Source organism: Methanobrevibacter olleyae (assembly GCF_900114585.1).
GTDB classification, from domain to species: Archaea; Methanobacteriota; Methanobacteria; order Methanobacteriales; family Methanobacteriaceae; genus Methanobrevibacter; species Methanobrevibacter olleyae.
Genome location: NZ_FOTL01000023.1, coordinates 21,887 through 37,292 on the forward strand (window position 1 = coordinate 21,887; position 15,406 = coordinate 37,292).

11 protein-coding genes and 1 pseudogene are annotated in these 15,406 nt (G+C 27.5%); 4 read left to right on the plus strand and 8 right to left on the minus strand.

What is annotated here, in order from left to right; all coding sequences use genetic code 11:
• Positions 1-4: 4 nt before the first annotated feature.
• On the minus strand, positions 5-706 hold the full coding sequence (locus BM020_RS06825; RefSeq protein WP_067145865.1) for an METTL5 family protein: 702 nt from the start codon (positions 704-706) through the stop codon (positions 5-7).
• Positions 707-1,113: 407 nt separating this feature from the next.
• Between BM020_RS06825 and BM020_RS06830 the strand changes: the two genes are divergently transcribed.
• Together BM020_RS06830 and BM020_RS06835 are read left to right on the plus strand one after the other, a co-directional pair.
• Entirely contained in the window at positions 1,114-2,604 is a 1,491-nt protein-coding gene (locus tag BM020_RS06830) for an acetyl-CoA carboxylase biotin carboxylase subunit (RefSeq protein ID WP_074798667.1), read from the plus strand.
• Between the two features lie 84 nt (positions 2,605-2,688).
• Positions 2,689-3,603, plus strand: a complete 915-nt coding sequence (locus BM020_RS06835) for a biotin--[acetyl-CoA-carboxylase] ligase (protein ID WP_074798669.1) — start codon at positions 2,689-2,691, stop codon at positions 3,601-3,603.
• A 341-nt stretch (positions 3,604-3,944) separates the two neighbouring features.
• On the opposite strand, the gene BM020_RS06840 is transcribed toward BM020_RS06835, so the two are convergent.
• The 3 genes from BM020_RS06840 to BM020_RS06850 form a co-directional block, all read right to left on the minus strand.
• Entirely contained in the window at positions 3,945-5,105 is a 1,161-nt protein-coding gene (locus BM020_RS06840) for a TIGR03576 family pyridoxal phosphate-dependent enzyme (protein WP_074798670.1), read from the minus strand.
• Positions 5,106-5,267: 162 nt separating this feature from the next.
• Positions 5,268-5,585, minus strand: coding sequence for a hypothetical protein (locus BM020_RS06845; RefSeq protein WP_067145857.1), 318 nt, complete (start codon positions 5,583-5,585; stop codon positions 5,268-5,270).
• Between the two features lie 372 nt (positions 5,586-5,957).
• Positions 5,958-6,509 carry a FumA C-terminus/TtdB family hydratase beta subunit gene (locus tag BM020_RS06850; RefSeq protein WP_143743968.1) on the minus strand — a complete coding sequence of 184 codons (552 nt, stop codon included), beginning with the start codon at positions 6,507-6,509 and terminating at the stop codon, positions 5,958-5,960.
• A 355-nt stretch (positions 6,510-6,864) separates the two neighbouring features.
• Between BM020_RS06850 and BM020_RS06855 the strand changes: the two genes are divergently transcribed.
• Positions 6,865-8,682 carry a DUF2070 family protein gene (locus tag BM020_RS06855; RefSeq protein ID WP_074798672.1) on the plus strand — a complete coding sequence of 606 codons (1,818 nt, stop codon included), beginning with the start codon at positions 6,865-6,867 and terminating at the stop codon, positions 8,680-8,682.
• Between the two features lie 373 nt (positions 8,683-9,055).
• Here BM020_RS06855 and BM020_RS06860 read toward each other — a convergent pair whose 3' ends face one another.
• Entirely contained in the window at positions 9,056-9,328 is a 273-nt protein-coding gene (locus tag BM020_RS06860; RefSeq protein WP_074798674.1) for an EMC6-like membrane protein, read from the minus strand.
• Positions 9,329-9,703: 375 nt separating this feature from the next.
• Between BM020_RS06860 and rqcH the strand changes: the two genes are divergently transcribed.
• Positions 9,704-11,716, plus strand: a complete 2,013-nt coding sequence (gene rqcH / locus BM020_RS06865) for a ribosome rescue protein RqcH (protein WP_074798676.1) — start codon at positions 9,704-9,706, stop codon at positions 11,714-11,716.
• Between the two features lie 183 nt (positions 11,717-11,899).
• Here rqcH and BM020_RS06870 read toward each other — a convergent pair whose 3' ends face one another.
• The 3 genes and pseudogenes from BM020_RS06870 to BM020_RS09615 form a co-directional block, all read right to left on the minus strand.
• On the minus strand, positions 11,900-12,619 hold the full coding sequence (locus BM020_RS06870) for a metal-dependent hydrolase (RefSeq protein WP_067145851.1): 720 nt from the start codon (positions 12,617-12,619) through the stop codon (positions 11,900-11,902).
• Between the two features lie 152 nt (positions 12,620-12,771).
• The gene (locus BM020_RS06875; protein ID WP_074798677.1) at positions 12,772-14,607 is read right to left on the minus strand and encodes a hypothetical protein; all 1,836 of its coding nucleotides are present in this window, start codon (positions 14,605-14,607) and stop codon (positions 12,772-12,774) included.
• 440 nt (positions 14,608-15,047) lie between these two features.
• Positions 15,048-15,406: pseudogene (locus BM020_RS09615) on the minus strand (hypothetical protein); the annotation flags it as partial.

Genomic DNA, 15,406 nt, shown 5'->3' on the forward strand with positions numbered 1-15,406 from the left:
ATATTTAAAAATTTTCCACTCTTAAGACTAGAACTTCTACATCACGGGAATCTTCTGTGTGAAAATCATAAATCTTGGGAATTGGAAATTTGTAAACTAACTTATGACTTATCTCTGCACCTAAATCTCTATAATAATCAATTACAAATTCCTCAGTATTTTTCATATGAAAAGAATAAATGACATTAGCACTATTAATTGCAAATTCCATAAATTTTCTATCAGCATGTCTTCTAGCTTTCTCTTGAGATCCGAAGGGCGGATTTTGAATCAAAGTATCAAATTTTGATAATGGAGACATAAGACCATTAATTTTATCAAAACTATTTTCATTTAATAAATCAGCTATTGAATTAAATGAATTGATATCTCCAACTATGAAATTTGTATTAGCAATATCTATATCACCTTCATCAAATATAGTATTTTGAGTGATTTTTGCTAAACTTATAGATTCCTCATCAATATCAAGACCTAATGAAAATTTAGCACCCATCAATGAAGATGCAATTGAAAAAATACCTGTACCGCAGCCAAGATCTAAAATATTCCTATCTTCAATATCTCCTAAACTATATGCATTCCATATTAAATCTGCAGCAATAGTTGCAGGAGTAGAATATTGTTCTAAGTCAACCTTAGGATTAGGATGCTTAGGAACCTTTTCCAGCACCATTTCAAGATGTTTCTTTTTTGAAATTTTCATAAAAATCACTGATTGATAATTTAAGATAATTATATATTATATTATAGTTTATAATATTATAATTTTATTTAATATCTTTATTTATTAATTGATAAATAATTTTTATTAAAACAGTACCTGTTTATATGTCTTGATGAAAATAATGATGATAAAATAATGATAAAATTTAATATAAATAATTATTAATATATAATATTATAATAATTGAAAAATAATAATATGATTGGTAAATAATAATCAAATATAATCTTTAATTAAAGTTAATTGTATTATTATTGATTATCAAAAAATTATTAAAATTTTTTATAAAAATTTTTATTTTATAAAGATTTTTAATTTTTTATAAAAATTTTTATTTTATAAAGGTTTTTAATTTTTTATAAAATAATTATAAAAAGAGGTGTTATATGTTTGAAAAAGTACTGATTGCAAATAGAGGAGAGATTGCTATACGTATTATGCGTGCATGTCGTGAATTAGACATGAAAAGTGTAGCAGTATATTCAGATGCTGATAAAACTTCTCTTTATACTAATTACGCAGATGAAAATGTTCCTTTAGGAAATCCTTCTCCAAGCCAATCTTATTTAAACATTGAAAAAATCATAAATGCAGCAATTGAAACTGGTGCAGATGCAATTCACCCAGGATATGGATTTTTAGCTGAAAATCCAGAGCTTGGTGTTCAATGTGAAAAAAATGGAATTAAATTAATTGGACCTCGTGGAGATGCTATTGAACAAATGGGGGACAAAATTACCTCCAAAAGATTAATGAAAAAAGCAGGGGTTCCAGTAATTGAAGGAACTGAAAAAGGAGTTCAAGATTTTGAAGAAGCAAAAGAAATTGCCGAAGCCATTGGATACCCTGTAATCATTAAAGCATCAGCAGGAGGAGGAGGAATCGGTATGCGTGCAGTTTATGAGGAAGATGAACTTGTACGTGCACTTGAAGCAACACAATCTGTAGCTCTGAAAAACTTTGGAGACTCAACCGTATTTATTGAAAAATACTTAGAAAGACCTAGACATATTGAATTCCAGGTCTTAGCAGATGAAAATGGAAATACAATCCATGTAGGTGATAGGGAATGTTCTATCCAAAGAAGACATCAAAAATTGTTAGAAGAAGCTCCTTCACCAATTATGACTGAAGAATTAAGAGAAAGAATGGGTGAAAGTGCAGTGAAAGCTGCAGAATACATTAAATACAACAGTGCAGGAACTGTTGAATTCTTATACGACAATGGAGAATATTACTTCCTTGAAATGAACACACGTATTCAGGTAGAACACCCAATTACTGAAATCGTTACCAACACTGATTTAATCAAAGAACAAATTAAAATAGCTTGTGGTGAAGACTTAGAATATCAACAGAAAGATATTCAAGTAAGTGGACATGCTATTGAATGTCGTATTAATGCCGAAAACCCATTAGCTAACTTTGCACCAAACCCTGGTAAAATCACAGGTTACAGATCCCCAGGTGGACCAGGTGTACGTTTAGACAGCGGAGTTTATATGAATTATACTATTCCAACTTTCTATGACTCTATGATTTCTAAATTAGTAACTAGTGGCCGTACAAGAAAGGATGCTGTTAATAGAATGAAAAGAGCATTAAGTGAATATATTATCTTAGGTGTAAAAACTACAATTCCATTCCATAAAGCAATCCTAAGAAATGAATCTTTCCTTGCAGGTGATTTACACACTCACTTTGTAGATGAACATAAAAAATGGATCGATGAAGAAATGGAAAAAGTAATTTTAGAAGATTTAGAAAGAGTGAATCGTATGAAATCTACTTTTATGCCTGGAAAAAAAATAGCTGCAATATCTGCAGCTGTTGGAACTTATTTCAACAGTGCACAAGCACAAAAGCTTAAAAAATAGTTTATTAAGCTAAACTAATCAAAGAAATTGAACTAAATAAATTTAAATAGGATTTAATAATATTAATTATTCTAAGTGATTATTATGAAAAAAGAAATGATAAAACTCTTACTTAGTCATAATGTAATTTCTGAAGAAGATGCTGAGAAATTAGACTCTATCAATGATGAAAATATTGAAAAATCTATTAAAGAATTAGGATTTGGAAAAACTGAGCATATTACCAAAGAAAAAATTACTAAAAACTTAGAAACTGAAGTTATGGGTAAAGAAATTCTTTGTTTTAGAAAAGTATTTTCTACTAATTCTATAGCTAAATTCTTAGCAAATCATAGTGCTGAAGAAGGTACTGTATTAATCTCTGAAATTCAAACAAAGGCTAAAGGCAGATTAGGTAAAAAGTGGGAATCTCCAGAAGGTGGAGTTTGGATGTCTCTTATTTTAAGGCCAAAAGTTCCTCCTGCAAAAATCGGTTTAATCACATTAGCAACTGGTGTGGCAATAGCTAAATCTATTAAATCTTTAGGTGTTGATGCTAAAATTAAATGGCCGAATGATGTTTTAATCCACGGCGATAAAATATCCGGAGTTTTAACTGAAGTTAATGCTACATTTAATGATATTGACTGGGTAGTAGTAGGTGTTGGAATTGACAGTAATCTTAAATTAGAAGATTTCTCTGAAGATATTAGAATAGGAACCACTACCCTTACTGAAGAATTACCAACTAAAGTTGATGAAAATGAGCTTATTAGTATATTTTTAAATGAATTTGAGGAAATTTATAACTTATATAAAGATGGTAAAACCGAAACTATTTTAAAAGATTGGAGAGACCTTTCAGATACCATTGGTAAATATGTGAACATTACCCAAACTGGTGGAAAAGTTACCCAAGGCTATGTTGTTGGAATCAATAATGAAGGTAATTTAATCATTGAGCGACAAGATGGTACATTAGAAAAAATAATTTCTGGTGAACTTAGAACAGTAGAATAAATTAAAAAAAACTTAGAACAGTTAAATAAATTAAAAAACAAGGAAAAATAGTGCTTTTAGTACTTTAGAAAAATAGTGCTTTTAGTACTTTAGAAAAATAGTGCTTTTAGTACTTTAGAAAAATAGTGCTTTTAGTACTTTAAATAAACAGAAAAAAAATAAAATGAAAGATTTTTAATTTTTCATTTTATTACCCTCTTTTTTAAAATAAAACTTTTTAAACTATTTTATTAAAAATAGGCCTTTTTTTAAAATAAAACTTTTTAAACTATTTTATTAAAAATAGGCCTTTTTTTAAAATAAAACTTTTTATATATTTATAAAGAATATTAAAAAAGTATTTAATAAAATATTAATTCTTTTGATTTCTCTATATCCTGAGATAAAATTAATAATTTTTCAAAGGAAGAATCTATTTTTTCATACAATTGATTAAGATTCATATCTATTACATCTTGTGTAGATAAGTCAAAGCGGATTGAAACAGATGCTCCAGGCATACCTACTGCAGGTATTGTAATAATACCATAATCCTTTAACAGAATCATAGCCCATAAGAAACAACAATCTTTATCTGAAAGCTCTGTCTTAATATCTAATTTCTTCAATTGTTTTTTAAGTGACAATTCACTTACATTAACACCAGTTGGTGTTTTTTCAAACATTTCATATTTTTTACTTAATAGATTAAAAAATTCTTCCTTTCTAGAAATAGCTTTAACCAAATTATCCTCAGTATAATTCTTTATAGCATTAACCATAGCTAAAATTAATGGAGGCTGAGCTTCAAGGCCAAATTGATTAGCTTTAATCTTTACTTCATTAATTAAATCTTCCCTACCTGCCATCAATCCCCCTCTAGGACCAGGCATTAATTTATCTGTACTAGTTACTACTAAGTCTGCTCCAAGTTCTGTAGCTTTATTTTGCTTAAATACTGCAGTTCTAAGCCTTGCACCTGAAGCATCATCAACTAAAACAGGAACATCCTTTTCATGTGCCATATCAATAACTTCTTTAAATAAATCTTCATCAATAACCTTATGATCCATTGTAGAACCTGTTATGACAACTAAAGAACTGTTCTCAGGAATAGTGAATTTATCAATCTCAACAAATTCATCATAACTTGCTCCAACTATCTCACAAGACCTTGGAATAGAAGGGTGTGCAGGAAACTCAGCTAAAAAATGACTAACATGCTCTCCCTTTTTTACTAAAGCTAAAATACTTGCTAAGATTCCAGAGCTTGTCCTATTGACTGCTAAAACCTTTTCTCCCCCAAGATGTTCTTTTCCTACAATTTGAAGCTCATCTTCAAAAATAGCTGGACCAACATAAGTTTCTAAGAGATTCAATTCTTCATCGCTTGCTATAAAACCACCAGAAAGGCCAGTAACATCGTATAAAGAATCCCTACCTTCATTATTAATAATTTCTTTTATAATTTTAAGAGCAGATTCTCTTTTTTTAACTTCATCTAATGAACTATTGACAATCATGATAAAACCTTTAATAAAGAAATATTTGAAAACAAAAAAAATAAAATTAATCCAATTAATAAAAAAAAACAAATTATGGAATAAGTAATTAAAGTAAAAAAATAATATTGTTAAAAAAATTAAAAAATTAGCAATGAAAAATGAATTAAAGTTTAGAAGGATTTATTCTAAAAGTTTTAACTCGAAATCAGAAAATGAATCAATGATTATTTTTAAATCTTTTTCTGAAATATCCATTTGAGTAAATTGATCCTCTTCAGAGTAACCATATTCTGCAAATACAATATTTCCATCGGGATTAGTGTATAAGGTAATCATGTCATCTTGTTTTTCTGGATTTTTATTAGGTAGACTTATAGTAAAAGAAAGACCTAATTGATTGAAGAATTTCTCTTTTTCTTCTTCATCCTTATTGCATTTTTTTAATTTTCTAATTCTTGATTTAAACTTTTTCTCAGCTGCTTCCTCAATACTCGCCATTATATCACCAAAATAATCATAAAATTTTTAAATAGGTAATCTGATAAAAATTAAATTTATAGATTATTATGATATTTAAAATAATTAGTATATAAAGATTTACATAATAATCACTTCAGCTTTTTTAGAAACTGATTTATAAGAATTATCTCAAGTAAATTAGGTGTAAATTTATAAGTTCTCCCAGGTGATAAAATTACTTTAACTTTTACAATAGCATTGTTTATAAGTTCTCCCAGGTGATAAAATTACTTTAACTTTTACAATACCATTGGAATTTGTTTCAGTAGCATATTTTTTACCATTAACAGTGATAGTAATACTTTTATCTTTAATAAGTTTTACTTATAGCATTATATTTAATTAAATTAATTAGTCATAAAGGCTCTTTCCTTCACTGTCCATTGCTACAATCAAAGGACCGAAAGAATCAACATCCAAATCCCAAATAGCTTCAGGCATTCCGAGATCTAACCACTTTACTCCTTTAATTTCATTAACTTTATCAACATATAATGCTGCACAGCCACCAGTTGCTACAACATAAACTGCATTATTTCTTTTTAAAGCTTCTCTAACAGAATCATCCATTCCGCCTTTGCCAATTATAATCTTAGCACCCATATCTAAAACATCCGCCTCATAAGGATTCATCCTCATAGAAGTGGTTGGGCCTACAGCAACCATTTTATATTTAGGTTCAGAAATAGAATTGGAATCTTCATTGATTCCTTTTTCCTCTTTAATAATAGGTCCTGCATGGAATAAAACTGCTCCTTTAATATCACAAGGAGCACCTTCTTCTAATATTCTTTTATGTGCTTGGTCTCTTGCAGTTAAAATCTGGCCAGAGATTGTAATAACATCTCCAGCTTTTAATTGATTAATATCATCATCACTAATAGGTGTATTTAATTCTATCATAAACTCACCAAATAATTTTTCAATAAAATAAGATAATATATAATTAAACAGTATAAGTTTTATATAAAAACTTCCATATATTATAATATTAGTATTATATATCTTTATAATATGAGTATTATATATCTTTTATAATATATAACAATATGATATTTAACGATTTATTTTAATTTCAAATTACACCAGCAATTAAAAAAGCAAAAATAAATTAAAATTAGCTGCATAATAAAAAAATAAAAATAAATCTTGATTATGTATATATAAAAAATAAAAATAAATCTTGATTATGTATATATAAAAAATAAAAATAAATCAAAATTAACTGTATAATAAAAAATAAAAGGTCTGATTATTAATGTCCAGTATGAGTAGTGTAGCAGGATTATCAAAATATATAAGAACGTTACCTAAAGCTAAAAGCTCCTTACTAATAATAGTTGTAATGAGTTTTATTTTAGGATCTATACTATTTTTATTAAAACCTGTAAGTATAGGAAGCATACTAGAAAACTTACTTTATGGAGGAGCATTTGGTTTTATTGTTTTCGGACTTCCTGCAATAATAACTGGTTCTACAGACCAAAAATGGGTATATTCCCTTAATGGAATAAACCTTAAAGCAAAGCATTCTATGTTTTTGGCACTTGTTTCTATGACAATTGCAGGTATTGTAAGTATTCTTGGAACTATATTAGGGCATTTTGTAGATGTTGATTTATTTGTTAACTCAATATTATTCGGTTCTGTTTTTGCATTTGCATTCAATATTCTTGTTATATGGAGTACAACTAGAATAAAACTATTTAAATCAGTGATCATTGCTATTATCCAACCATTACTCATGATTGGAATGTTAATTATTACAAGCTTTTTAAATAATATTGAAACTGTATTTGAACTTGGAATAATTGGGACAATATTGAAAGTGATAACAGCTAGTATAATATTTTTACTTGCAATTTACTCATTTATTAGAGTGGTAGAGTCTCCTATGAAGAAAAACTTAGGATTCGGAGTATTAGAAATTCTCAGTTACTTCATTTTACATATGAATGAAGGATCAGACACCATAGAAGATTTATTTGACAATGTTGGAGAAGCTATTGATACTATTGTAGGTGTTGCAAGCTTTAGAAGATTAGATGGAAGTATAAAAGCACTGTTCATAAGTCCATGTGTACACCCTGGACCTCTTGGAGATATTGGAGGTTCTAATATGCCAACTATATTAGCAGATAGATTTGATGCATTTACAATGGTTGCCCACGGACCATCTACCCACGACTTTAACCCAGTTTCAAGAAAAGAAATTGTTAAGATTGAAGAAGCCGTTAGAAAAGCATTAGATACTATGGAGTACTCTGGAAAAGCAAGCCGATTTATTAGGTATTCCCATAAAAAAGCAAATATTGGCATACAATTCTTTAAAAATGGAACAATTATGTTATCTACATTTGCTCCGTCAGGTAGCGATGATATTGAATATGCAGTAGGGCTTGCAGCAATGATTGAAAGCCAGAAAGAAATAGGTACTGAAAATAACATTTTAGTTGATTGTCATAATTCATTTAATGAAGAAAAAGGAGGAGTTCTTCCAGGAAATCCAGAATTATTCCAATTACTTGATACAATCAAGTTAATAAATCCTCTAGATTTAGAACATGAGATTAAGGTTGGTTGTTATCATACAGACCTTGGAGGATTTGATAAACATCAAGGAATTGGGGAAAGTGGTTTAAAAACTATGGTGATTGAGGTCAACGGGCAAAGAACTGCTTATGTATTGTTTGATTCTAATAATATGGAACTTGGCTATAGAGAAACCATATTTAATGCTGTAAAAGACTTGGATATTGATGAAATTGAAGTTATGACAACTGATACCCATACAGTTAATACTTTATCTGCAGGATACAATCCTGTAGGAACTGTTGAAAAAGAAAAAATAATTGATTATGTAAAACTTTCAATTATGGAAGCTATTAGAGATTTAGAGCCTGTTGAAGCTGGAACCAATACTGAAAGAATTTTAAATCTTAAAACATTCGGCCCAAATAATTCAACAGAACTTATTTCAACTATCAGTTCCATTGTAGCTGTAAGTAAGATAATTGCACCTTTAACATTCATAATAGCAATTATTTTTGTATTCATTTGGATATTTTTATTTTAAATTATGAATTTAATTTATAATTTAAATTAGGGCTTAAATTATTAATATTTAATTCTTTAATTAATTAATATTTAATTTTTTAATTAAATTATTTTTTTATCTTATTTTTTAATTGTTTTATTTTCTTTAGATTTATTTTTCTTGATTGATTTATTTTTTAAAAATACATTTATCTTTTAAATCTTTTACTTATTTTAATAGAGTTATTTTTTTAAAATTATCAATAAAGAGAATGCTCAATTAAAATAAGAAAAATATGGAAAAAATTTAAAAATAGTGATAAGTGAAAAATAGAAAAAATATAGAAAAAATTTAAAAATAGTAATATAAAGTTAAAAATAGATAAAATAAATAAAAAAAGAAAACTAATCATTTATAAATAATTAGTTAAAATAGTCCATAAAATGAACCAAAAGAATCCGAACGGAAGGATTCCATCCCATAACCAAGTAGAAAACCCTTTAGCATCTTCACCATACAATTTTTGACAAAGTTGACCTACAAAATAAAGAATTACTACACCTATTACAAAAGCAAATACATGATTTGTAAATCCTAAGATTCCTATTGTAAATGCAGTAGCTATAAGAGCTGCAGCAACTGCTGCAACAAGATGAATTGATACAATTTTAACAGTGACATCCATTAATTTTCCTCCAATAATAAAAATAAAAATAAATTAATTTTGAATTTAAATAAATTTTTAATTTTGATTTTAAATTTTGAATTTAAATAAATTTTTAATTTTGATTTTAAATAAAAGTTTATTAATTAGTTTTGAATATAATTATAAAATTTAGATTATAAAATTTTAGAATATAAAAAATTATTAAAATAATATTAAATCATATAAAAACTATAATTATAACTATAACTATAATTATATAAGTTGATATAATATATAAAATATTGCATGAAATTTATAAAATAATTATTCTAAATAAAAACTATTTAAAAAAATAAACCTTTTAATTTAACTAAACCTAATTTAATTTTTTTAATATAAATCAAAGTGAGAAATATGAAATCAATGTCAAATGTTGATATATATACAATATGTCAAGAATTAAATGATTCGTTAGTTGGTGCAAGAGTAGATAAATCATTCCAACCTACTAAAGATACAGTGGTTATGAGATTCCATAAAGCAGGAGTTGGAAGATTAGATCTTGTAATACAAGCTGGAAAAAGAATCCATATAAGTCAATACCCATTAACAAATCCTCAAAATCCCCCAAATTTTCCAATGCTTTTAAGAAAAAGACTTAAAGGAGCTAATGTAGTAAGTATAAAACAGCATAACTTTGATAGAGTTGTAGAAATTAAAATGAAAAAAGAAGAAACTTACACACTTATCGTTGAATTATTTGCAAAAGGAAATATCATCTTACTTAATGAAGCTAATGAAATCATCCTACCTCTTAAAAGAAAACATTGGAGTGATAGGGACATAAGCTCTAAAAAAGAATATCTTTTCCCTCAAGAACATGGAATTAATCCAATAACATTAACAATTGAAGAATTTAAAGAAATAATATCCAATGGTGAAGATGAAGAAATTGTTAGAATCTTAGCAAAAAATGGTCTTGGAAGTTTATATGCAGAAGAGATAATGCTAGTTGCAGAAATAACTAAGAAAGCCAATTGTTCTAATCTAAGCGGAGAAGAAATTATTACTATTTTCAATGCTTTAAAAACTGTTTTTGAACCTTTAGATGAAAAAAAATTCAGCCCCATGATTGTAAATAATAAAAAAGAAGTGGAAAAATTACAAGAAGAAAATCCTGATGAAAAATATAAAGCTAAAGAGGATGTTATTTCAATTAATATAAAACAATACAAAGGATTTGATAAAGAATCATTTAAGTCATTTAATGAAGCTTGTGATGAATTCTATTCATCTAAAGTAAAAAACGAAATAACAGACATTCAAGAATCTGCCTGGAATAAAAAAGTAAATAAATTCTCTAAAAGGCTTGAAAAACAAGAAAAAACCTTAAAAAATTTCAAAAAAACAATTGAAGATTCTCAAAAGAAAGGAGAGCTTCTTTTTACAAATTATGTTCAGATTGAAAATATTTTAAACGTGATAAAAGATGCAAGAGAAAAGGACTATGGATGGAAAGATATAGGACAAAGATTAAAAGATGCTAAGAAATCTGGAATGGAAGATGTACAAATATTTGAATCTATGGATCCCCTTGGAAATATTAGCTTAAAAATCGATGAGGCAATCATTAGACTAGATAGTAAAAAATCTATACCTGATAATGCGGAAGTTTATTATGAAAAAGCTAAAAAAGCAAAACGAAAAATAAAGGGAGCATTAATTGCTATTGAAAATACCAAACATCAATTAGCTGAGATGGAAGCTAAAAAAGAAAAAGCAATGTTAAATATTATGGTTCCACAGAAAAGAACTAAAAAGAATCTTAAATGGTATGAAAAATTAAGATGGTTTGTTTCAACTGAGGGAATCTTAGTTGTTTGTGGTAGAGATGCAACTACAAATGAGGGAGTTGTTAAGAAATATCTAGAACAAAATGATGTTTATTTGCATGCGGATATACATGGTGCACCTTCAGTTGTAGCAAAAGTTCAATCTGATAAATTAAATGATAATTTGCTTAAAGAATTAGGGGAGTTCTCAGCTGCCTTTTCAAGTGCTTGGTCGAAAAACTTCACATCTCAAGATGTCTATTGGGTTGAGCCAGAGCAAGTTTCTAAAACTCCAGTTTCAGGTGAGTTTGTACCTAAAGGTGCATTTATCATTCGAGGACATAGAAACTACATTAGAGGCTGCAAACTTGAAATATCTATAGGCCTTGTAGATTACGATGGTGAAAAGCGTATAATGGCTGGACCTACTGATGCAATGAAAACTCATACTAATAAATTTGTAACAATAAAACCAGGTTATACCAAAAAGGAAAAAATAGCTAAAGAAATATTGTCTAGAATTAATGAAGATAATAAATTAAGTTTAGATGATGTTGTAAGAGTATTACCTAGTGGAAAATGTGATTTCATTTAAATCCATTTCCCATATTCTTTTTTTAAAATAAAAAAATAGTTTAGAGGGAAAACTATTCAAAAAAAAGTTTAAAGCGAACCATTCCAAAAAAATAGTTTAGAATAAAAACTATTAAAGTTAAAAAAATAGAAAAAATTTTAATCAAGGCTTTTGACCAAAGGTCAAAAAGCCTGAAAAACTTGTTTAATCATCTTCTTTTTCAAAATCCGGTTTGTAATATTCTAATGGATTCATAATAACTACATCAACATTTGGATGAAGTTGATTTACGAAATTAGAAAATATAGCTGGATCTTGTTCTATAACCGGAAAAGTATTGTAATGCATTGGGATAACAACTTTTGGAGCAATCCACATAGTTGCTAATGCTCCTTCAAATGGACCCATAGTGAACTTATCTCCAATTGGAACCATTGCAATATCTGGTTTATAGATTTTACCTACAATATGTTCTAAATCAGAGAATAAGCCAGTATCTCCTGCATGGAAAACTTTAGTTTCATCTTCAAAAGTAAATAAGAAACTTCCAGAATCGCCTCCAGGACGTATTTCATCAGTGCAATCAATAGAAGAAGAATGCTTTGCATCTAACATAGTTATTCTAATTCCCTGAATAGAAACAGAACCGCCAGTATTCATACTAACACATTCAAAACCTTGTTCTGCTAAAAATAAAGAAATTTCATGGTTCGCAACAAGAGTTGCATTGGTATTATTAGCTATTTCCATTGCATCACCAAAATGGTCAGAGTGACCATGACTAATACAAATTATATTTGCATCCAATTCTTCAACAGGAATCGGACATGCAGGATTGTTGCTAATAAATGGATCTACCAATATTTTAACTCCTTTATCACTAATTAATTCAAATGCAGAATGACCTAACCATCTAATTTCCATAATCTCACCTTTTTTAATAATAAATGTTTTTAAAAATAATTAATAATATCTTTTAAAATAACCAATATAATAATATTCTTTTAAAATAATCAATATAGTTTAGTTAAACAATAATCATTAAAAATATACTACTAATTTAAAATATGATTATATCAATTATTTTCAAGAATTGTATTAATATCTAAATCATTAGCTAATATCCAAGAAGATTCAAATAATTCTTTAATATTTTCTACAGAATCCTTATCCTCATAAACTGCTCCATATTCAAAATCATCTTCATCAATACTGTTAGATATCAATAATGCATGAGAACTGTCTCCAATTAAGTTAAATGATTCTACAGAATCTAATGTTTTAATTTCAACCCCTTTTTTAATAAGGGAACTTAATAAAAGAACATAAGAAATATCTTCTAGGTCAAATTCTTCAATAAGAACTCTTGACTTGATTTTTGAAATACTTGATAAAAATCTTTCTCCCATATCTTTAATGGTAGGTGCTTCTAATAAGATTTCTTCTTTAGAATGACTTGCAACCTCTTCAAAAGCTTCTTGAGAAGTTAAAATGCCCTTTTCACATATAACATAACTATTTAATAATTTTGGAATAGGTAAAGACTCGGGATTATTAGGATCTATTCTAATAGTTTCATCTGGAGTATCTACAAGTTCTGAGATAGGTACATCAGCTACAATATCCGAGACATCTGATTCAGGAGTCTTTTGAATAGGGCTAGGAATCTCTCTTTCAAGATTTGTTCCAGACCCGGTAGTTTCTTTATTAATTTTTGCTCTAGGTTTAGGAGGGCTAAGGGTTTCAGATTTCCTATGGGGTTTAGATAAATTAAGATTTGCATCATTTTTAGAAGCTATAGGGTTTGTAGAAGCAATGGATGTTGGCCTTGCTAAATTTTCCACATCAATATCATGTTCAGGAGAGATGAAGTCTGAGTCATCTGTAATTTCTTGATCGAATCCATTTTCATCATCTAATAACTCATCAGAACTAAAATCACCATATTCTTCTAAATGATTATCACTTATATCCTGTTTATAATCAGTATCAGCATGGATTGGAGTGATAAAGTCTTCTTCTCCAGGCCCATCATAAATTACATTATTATAAAGGGTATTTTCAGATTGGGATAAATTATAAAATGGTTCTTCAATAGAATCATCTAAATCTATCTCATCAATAGGCATTATAATCTCTTCATCAATTGTTTTAGGAATTAAGCTATAGCTTTCATCTGTTACTTCATTATCATAAACTGTCTCAGCGTTTCCTACACTAGCTAAAGCCTTTGAAATCTCTTCAGATCTTTTTGGAGCATCAACTAAGCTAATAGTGTTTTTTGATTTTCTTTTAGGTCTACGGGTAATTTTCATAGGCTTTTCATAATTAGGTGTGAAGTAAAGAGTATCTGGGCTAGGCTCTTCTTGATCTTCTTTTAAATAGGTAAAACTTCTTTTTTTAGAATCGTTGGATTTTCTTATAGATGGGATTTTAAATTTAGGTTTTTCCTCTTTTACTGGTTTAGGCCTAAGGACCTGTTTATTTTCATCAATAGCCATGTCAAATTTAATTTCATCTTCTCTAGATTTGCCATCACCAATAAAATCATCTAGAGTTGCTGTAGATGAATCCAATTCATCATCATGACTTTTAAAAAATGATCCATTATCTCCTTTAGAAGAATTTAAAAAGTTTTCTACCCCTTTAGCTCCTTCTTTTACACGAGAATAAGCATCGTTTCTTGAATTTTGATTCAATCTATTTCTAGATCTTGAAGACCTATTAAAATTTCTTGAATCTAAAATTCTTAAAATAAATGCTGGAAGTAATTTATATAAACCAAATAAAGTAATTAAAATACCTATAACTAAAATTAAATCTATTAGGCGATAAACAATACTTCCATAAATAAGAACTAAACCAATAACGGTTAATAAAACACCAGTAAATAAATCTAACGAATCTGCCACAGAATACCCACCTTTTTATGAAAATATTATATTAAGTTATTATACATTATTTTTAAAATTTTAATTTTTAATCTTAAATTCTTTTAAAAATTCTTAATATTTTAAATTCTTATTAAAACTCTTAAATTTCATTTAATTTATAATAAAAGTTTAAAATATAGTGAATTTAAGCATATAATTAAAAAATTAACCATAATTAATATTTATTTATAACATTAATCATTTATATAATTTTGTTTTTATTAATATAAAAAGGTCTAAAAATATAATAAACAGCTCAAAACTAGAAAAATAAATCTTAAAATTTAAGCAAAAATAAATAAAAGCACTTTTGAATAAAATTTAGAAAAAAATAGACAAAATACAGAATAAGCTAGATATGATAAAAACATAGTAAAAAAATAAGGAAAAAAAGATAAGGGTTTGCCTCTTATCTTTTTTTATTTAATTCTTATTGTGTTTTTTATTTTTGCTTTACCGTATTGTGTGTAAATCCTGTGTTTGCCTTTTCTTAGGTATTTGATTTTTAGTGTTGCAATTCCGTTTTTATTTGTTTTGATTTTATATTTTTTTCCATCAAATCTAAATATTATTCTCTTTTTAGCTCGTGGTTCTCCTTTAGTGTTTACCAGCTTAACATAGAATTTGATTCTCTTTCCTTTTTTCATTACAATAGTTTTAACAGTCAATACAGGTTTAACAGTGATTTTATTCTTTTTGATAAATTTACCGTATTCTGTTGTTATTGTATACTTTTTGGCTCTTGGTTTCAGTGATATTTTTAAGCTTGCATAACCAT